This is a genomic window from Mediterraneibacter sp. 210702-DFI.3.120, from assembly GCF_020561005.1.
In the GTDB taxonomy this organism is placed as follows: domain Bacteria; phylum Bacillota; class Clostridia; order Lachnospirales; family Lachnospiraceae; genus Mediterraneibacter; species Mediterraneibacter faecis.
Genome location: NZ_JAJCNG010000067.1, coordinates 1 through 929, shown reverse-complemented (window position 1 = coordinate 929; position 929 = coordinate 1). Strand labels below are relative to the sequence as shown.

Below are 929 nucleotides of genomic sequence, written 5' to 3'. Positions count from 1 at the left end.
TGTTGGTTGCGGTATTGTTCATTCAAAATCCTCCTGTAAATGAAAAATGCCCGGTGACTGTTCATCATCGAGCGGTGTCAGTATGAGGGAACAAGGCAAGGCGGCAACATTAAGGTATCTATAAAACCCTTGCCGTCTTTGCCACGCTTGCCGTGTTCCTGTTGTCAGTCTCGGAGATAGCAGACCCATGCTGTGCCGTCTTTCTCGGTCACAAGTCTGTCCCCGATACGGCTCTTTGCCGTTCTCATGGTGCGTGAGGAAATCCCACGCTCATTGACTGCCTTTTCCAGCTCTGCACTCGGCATACGCTTTCCGTCCGCAAGCAGTTCCAGAATGAGCATTTGCGCCTGTGCGGTCTTGCTCTCGGTCTTAGCGGTGTCCGTCCCGGCAAGAAGCTCGTCAGCGGTAATGTCATAAGCCCCTATCCATTCAAAACCTTTCTCGTCTCCCAGAGAAAAGGCAAGAGACTGACCGGGCGGCGCAAGGGAGCTTTTCTCATGGATAAGCACCCTCGTTGTGGGACTGTCCTTCAGCTTACCAATAAACAGCAGACTGCGGACTGCCGCCGTAATGTCGATAGACCCCAATCCCCGGTAGGTGCTTTGCGTTCCTGCGGCTTTGTTCAGGTGTCCAATCAGCACGATAGCGCACCCGGTAGCCTGTGCAATGTCTCCCAGACTGCGGAATATCGGGCGCACCTCGTTTGCTCTGTTCATGTCCACATCTGCGCCCAGAAACGCCTGTACCGGGTCAATGATAACCAGCCTTGCGTTGTTTTCCCGGATTGCCCTTGCTATGCGCTCATCGGCAAGGGTCAGCGGTGTGTCCCTATCGTCAATGACAAGTACTCTTTCAAGGTCTGCGTCAGCTTCCATCAGCCGGGGCTTAACGGTATCGCCCAAACCGTCCTCGGCGGTCTGATAGATGAT

The 929-nt window shown here is 53.9% G+C and carries 1 protein-coding gene; it reads right to left on the bottom strand.

Translation table 11 applies throughout. The features are described from left to right. Positions 1 to 164: 164 nt before the first annotated feature. Positions 165 to 929: AAA family ATPase (locus LI162_RS15205; RefSeq protein WP_227156873.1), on the bottom strand; the 765-nt coding region annotated here is incomplete at its 5' end.